4 protein-coding genes are annotated in these 4966 nt (G+C 73.3%); 3 read left to right on the top strand and 1 reads right to left on the bottom strand.

The features are described 5' to 3' along the window. A partial coding sequence (locus tag IPZ69_RS46315) for an NPCBM/NEW2 domain-containing protein (protein WP_235460942.1) occupies positions 1 to 1855 on the top strand: 1855 nt, incomplete at its 5' end. A 79-nt stretch (positions 1856 to 1934) separates the two neighbouring features. On the opposite strand, the gene IPZ69_RS46320 is transcribed toward IPZ69_RS46315, so the two are convergent. Continuing rightward, complete coding sequence (locus IPZ69_RS46320) at positions 1935 to 2885, bottom strand: ROK family protein (protein WP_235460943.1); 951 nt, start codon at positions 2883 to 2885, stop codon at positions 1935 to 1937. A 205-nt stretch (positions 2886 to 3090) separates the two neighbouring features. Between IPZ69_RS46320 and IPZ69_RS46325 the strand changes: the two genes are divergently transcribed. Together IPZ69_RS46325 and IPZ69_RS46330 are read left to right on the top strand one after the other, a co-directional pair. Further along, a complete protein-coding gene (locus tag IPZ69_RS46325) occupies positions 3091 to 4140 on the top strand; it encodes a LacI family DNA-binding transcriptional regulator (RefSeq protein ID WP_235460944.1) in 1050 nt (349 codons plus the stop codon). A gap of 7 nt (positions 4141 to 4147) precedes the next feature. Further along, a complete protein-coding gene (locus IPZ69_RS46330; RefSeq protein WP_235460945.1) occupies positions 4148 to 4894 on the top strand; it encodes a hypothetical protein in 747 nt (248 codons plus the stop codon). Positions 4895 to 4966 lie beyond the last annotated feature (72 nt).

A 4966-nucleotide genomic window follows, 5' to 3' on the forward strand; every position in this document is an offset into this window, starting at 1 on the left:
CAACAACTGGAACTCCACGCACTGCCGGGCGGAGTTCGACGAGGCCATGGTCAAGGGCATCGCGGACCTCTTCGTCGCGAAGGGCCTGAAGGACGCCGGGTACCAATACGTCAACCTCGACGACTGCTGGGCCCTGCCGAACCGCGACGCGGACGGAAAACTGGTCCCCGACCCGGCCCGCTTCCCCCACGGCATCAAGGCCGTCGCGGACTATGTGCACGCCAAGGGGCTCAAGCTCGGCATCTACACCAGCGCGGGCACGAAGACGTGCAACAGCGCGGGCTTCCCGGGCGGCCTGGGCCACGAGTACAGCGACGCCCAGCAGTTCGCGGACTGGGGCGTGGACTACCTCAAGTACGACAACTGCAATAACCAGGGTGTGGACGCCAAGGCGCGCTACACCACGATGCGCGACGCCCTCCGGGCGACGGGCCGCCCGATCGTCTACAGCATCTGCGAGTGGGGCGCGAACAAGCCCTGGGAGTGGGCGGCGGACGTGGGCCACCTGTGGCGTACGACCGGGGACATCAGCGACAGCTGGGGTTCGATGCTGTCCATCCTGAAACAGAACCTCCCGCTCGCGCCGTACGCCGGCCCCGGCCACTGGAACGACCCCGACATGCTGGAGGTCGGCAACGGCGGCATGACCGACACCGAGTACCGCTCGCACTTCTCCCTCTGGTCGGTCATGGCGGCCCCGCTGCTCATCGGCACCGACCTGCGCAAGGCGTCCCCGGCGACCTTCGACATCCTGGGCAACAAGGAGGTCGTCGCGGTCGACCAGGACCCGCTGGGCAAGCAGGGCACCGTCGTCTCCTCCGAGGGCGGACGCTGGGTCGTGGCGAAGGAGATGGCGGACGGCAGCCGCACGGTGGCCCTGTTCAACGAGTCCGGCACCGCCCAGCGGATAGCGACGACCGCCCGGGCCGTCGGCCTGCCGGACGCCCCCGCCTACACGCTGCGGGACCTGTGGCAACACCGGAGCCACAACACCGCCGGCACCGTCTCCGCGACCGTCCCGGCCCACGGCACGGTCCTGGTCCGCGTCGCGGCCGACCCCCGCTGGGCCACGCACCCGCCGGCCGTCGAACTCGGCCTGGAGGGCAGCCCCTTCGTGGAGGCGGGCACACCGGCCGCGCTCACGACCACGGTCACCGACCTCGGCCGCACCCCCGCCCAGCGGGTGTCCGTGTCCCTGACCGGCCCCGAGGGCTGGACGCTCACCCCGACCTCGGCCACCGGGGCTGCCGCCTTGCCGACGGGCCGTACGCTGCGCACCGGCTGGAAGGTGACCGCTCCTCGGGGGACGCCGACGGGTTCGTACGACCTGACGCTCCGGGCCCGCTACCGCTCACCGTCCGGGGCCCGCGTCGACAGCACACTGCCGCTGACGGCCTCCGTGGCGGTACCGCCGCCTGCGGGGACGTCGTACCTCGGTGACCTGCCGTGGCTGTCCACCACCAACGGCTGGGGGCCCGTGGAACGCGACACCAGCAACGGGGAGAGCGCCGCGGGCGACGGCCACCCCCTCACCCTCGGCGGGGCGGTGTACGCCAAGGGACTCGGCGTGCACGCGGAGAGTGCCGTCGCGTACTACACCGGCAAGGCGTGCGAGACGGTCAGCGCGGACGTCGGGGTCGACGACGAGAAGGGCGCGAAGGGCACCGTCGCCTTCGAGGTCTGGGCCGACGGCACGAAGGTCGCCTCGACCGGCGTCCTCACCAACGCGGTGCCCGCCCAGCCGCTCACGGCCGACGTGACCGGCGCCCAGGTGGTCCGGCTGGTCGTCACCGACGGCGGCGACGGCATCGACTCGGACCACGCGGACTGGGCGGACGCCCGGATCAGCTGCTGAGCCGGTGCCCGTCGAGGGCGCGACCGCTCCCGGCCGAACGTTCCCGCCGGCCGGTGGCGTCGCGTCCGGGCGACCGGTGTCAGACTCCCGCGGTCGCGTCCGGCCTCCGGGCCAGCGCGGCCGCGGCGGCGCCCACCAGGCCCGCGTCCGTGCCCATCTGCGCCGGCGTCACCGTCAGCCGCCGGACGAAGGAGAGGGTCGCGTAGTCGGACAGGGCCTTGCGCAACGGCGTGAAGAGGACCTCGCCCGCCTTGCCCACGCCGCCGCCGATCACCGCTATGTCGATCTCGACGAGGGTCGCGGTGGCCGCGATCCCGGCGGCCAGCGCCTGCGCGGCCCGCTCGAAGGAGGCCATCGCGACGGGGTCTCCGGCTCGGGCGGCGGCGGCCACCGCGGCCGCCGACGTGTCGCCGTCGGGTCCGGGCCGCCAGCCCTCCGCCAGCGCGCGCCGGGCGATGTTGGGGCCGCTGGCGATCCGCTCGACACAGCCGCGCGAGCCGCACGGGCACGGGTCGCCGTCGAGGTCGACGCTGATGTGGCCGATGTGCCCCGCGTTGCCGGTGGGCCCGGGGTGCAGCCGGCCGCCCAGGACCAGGCCGCCGCCGACGCCGGTCGAGACGACCATGCACAGCGCGTTGTCGTGGCCGCGGGCCGCGCCCTGCCAGTGCTCGGCGGCGGTGATCGCGACACCGTCGCCGATCAGTTCCACCGGGAGCCCGCCCGAGGCCGCCCGTACCCGCTCGACCAGCGGAAAGTCCCGCCAGCCCGGCACGTTCACCGGACTCACCGTGCCCGCGGAGGCGTCCACCGGGCCCGCGCTGCCGATACCGACGGCGCCGGCGCGCTCCCACAGCGGCGACTCGGCCAGGTCACCGAGCACCTCCGCCACGGCCCGCATGACGGTCTCGCCGTGCTCCTGCGCGGGCGTCGGACGCTGGGCGCGCGCCTGGATCCGTCCGTGGCCGTCCACCAGCGCGCCGGCAATCTTGGTGCCGCCGATGTCGAGCGCCGCCACGAGGTCGGTGTGCATCAGAGTCAGATCTCCCCGTCAAACATGAGAACAACCGTCGAAGAACCAAGGCCGGTCCGGCGGTGGGGGCGCGGGCCGGTAAGTGCGGTGGACAGTGTCTCCCGCATCTGACAACGTTGTCCAGGCTCTATGCTCGACGCCACATCCTCATACAAACCCATGGACCTACGCATCCCCCGTGGACGACAGGACAGGATTCCGCATCGTGCCCGAGACCCCCCGCCGCGCAGCCGCCCTCACCGGAAGCCGCTACGGCAACCGCCCGACGATGAAGGACGTGGCGGCACGCGCCGGGGTGGGACTGAAGACGGTGTCGCGCGTGGTCAACGGCGAGCCCGGCGTCACGCCGGACACCGAACGCCGCGTCCAGGAGGCCATCGACGCGCTCGGCTTCCGACGCAACGACAGCGCGCGGGTGCTGCGCAAGGGCCGTACGGCGAGCATCGGCCTGGTCCTGGAGGACCTCGCCGACCCCTTCTACGGCCCGCTCAGCCGCGCGGTGGAGGAGGTGGCCCGCGCCCACGGCGCGCTGCTGATCAACGGGTCCAGCGCGGAGGACCCGGAGCGCGAGCAGGAGCTGGCGCTGGCGTTGTGCGCGCGGCGCGTGGACGGCCTGGTGGTCATCCCGGCCGGGGACGACCACCGCTATCTGGAGCCGGAGATCAAGGCGGGCGTCGCGACCGTGTTCGTGGACCGCCCGGCCGGGAGGATCGACGCCGATGTGGTGCTGTCCGACAACTACGGCGGCGCCCGGGACGGCGTCGCCCACCTGATCGCTCACGGGCACCGCAGGATCGGGTTCATCGGCGACATGCCGCGCATCCACACGGCGGCCGAGCGACTGCGCGGCTACCGGGCCGCCATGGACGCCGCCGGGATACCCGTGGAGGACGCCTGGATGTCCCTGGGGGCCACCGACCCGGAGCGGGTGCGCCGGGCGGCGCAGGAGATGCTCTCCGGCCCCTCCCCCGTCACCGCGATCTTCACGGGCAACAACCGGGTGACGGTCACCGTGATCCGGGTGCTCGCCGAGCACTCCCGCTCCGTCGCCCTCGTGGGCTTCGACGACATCGAGCTCGCCGACCTGCTCCAGCCGGGTGTCACGGTGGTCGCCCAGGACGCGGCCGCTCTCGGCCGTACCGCCGCCGAGCGCCTCTTCCGCCAACTGGAGGGAACCCTCGTCATGCCGGAGCGCATCGAGCTGCCCACCCGGCTGATCACCCGCGGCTCGGGCGAGCTGCCGCCGGCGGACTGAGCCGCCGATGACCGGCCGCACGCTGGAGGAGCTGGGCCTCGCCGAGGCGCCGCGCGACCATCCGCTGACCTATCCGGGCGCCTGGCCCGCGGACTCCGGACTCCTGCACGGGGACCGCATGCTGCCGCTGGAGCGCCTGGTGCACGAGGACCGGGTGCCGGTCCTGTCGGTCGGTTCCAACGCGTGCCCGGGTCAACTCCGCCGGAAGATGGCCGCGTTCGGGATCACCTCGCTGGTGCCGATGGTGAAGGCCGCGGTCACCGGGGTGGGCATCGGGGTCTCCGCGCACGTCAGCCGCCTGGGATACGTCTCCGCCTCGCCCGTCGAGGCGCCCGGCGAACCACGCGAGCTGTTCCTCGTCTGGCTGGACGCACGGCAGTTGGCCGCGGTCGACGCGAGCGAGGGCGTACCGCTGCCGCACGGCAACTACGACCGGGCCTGGCTGCCCGCGCCGGACGTACGGATCGAGCTGGCGGACGGCACGCTGCTCCCCGGCGCCTTCGCGTACGTCAACCGGCACGGGGTGCTGCACAACGGTACCGGTGCGCCGCGCGGGCATCCGGGGCAGCGGGCGCTGCTCACCCAGCTCCTCGTGCGGTCACCGCGGCTCAGGGAGCTGTTCGGGGTGACGCCCGAGGAGTTCTGCGCGCGGGCGCGTGCCGACGCCGGGCTGTGCGAGCGGGGCACGCGGCTGTTCGCGGAGCAGAAGTGGGTGACGGAGTCCGGGCTCGAACGGTATGTCGCCCCCCGGTAGACCGGGCCCGGGGACCGGCCGCTAGGGTCTTTCGTTTGGATCAGGCCGGATCAGGGAGCGGGGTCTGGTGCC

Source organism: Streptomyces olivochromogenes (assembly GCF_021538895.1).
In the GTDB taxonomy this organism is placed as follows: Bacteria; Actinomycetota; Actinomycetes; order Streptomycetales; family Streptomycetaceae; genus Streptomyces; species Streptomyces olivochromogenes_A.

Coding starts and splice junctions, on each gene's coding strand:
- IPZ69_RS46330 (WP_235460945.1), top strand. CDS start 4,148: ATGACCGGCCGCACGCTGGAGGAGCTGGGCCTCGCCGAGGCGCCGCGC.
- IPZ69_RS46320 (WP_235460943.1), bottom strand. CDS start 2,885: ATGCACACCGACCTCGTGGCGGCGCTCGACATCGGCGGCACCAAGATT.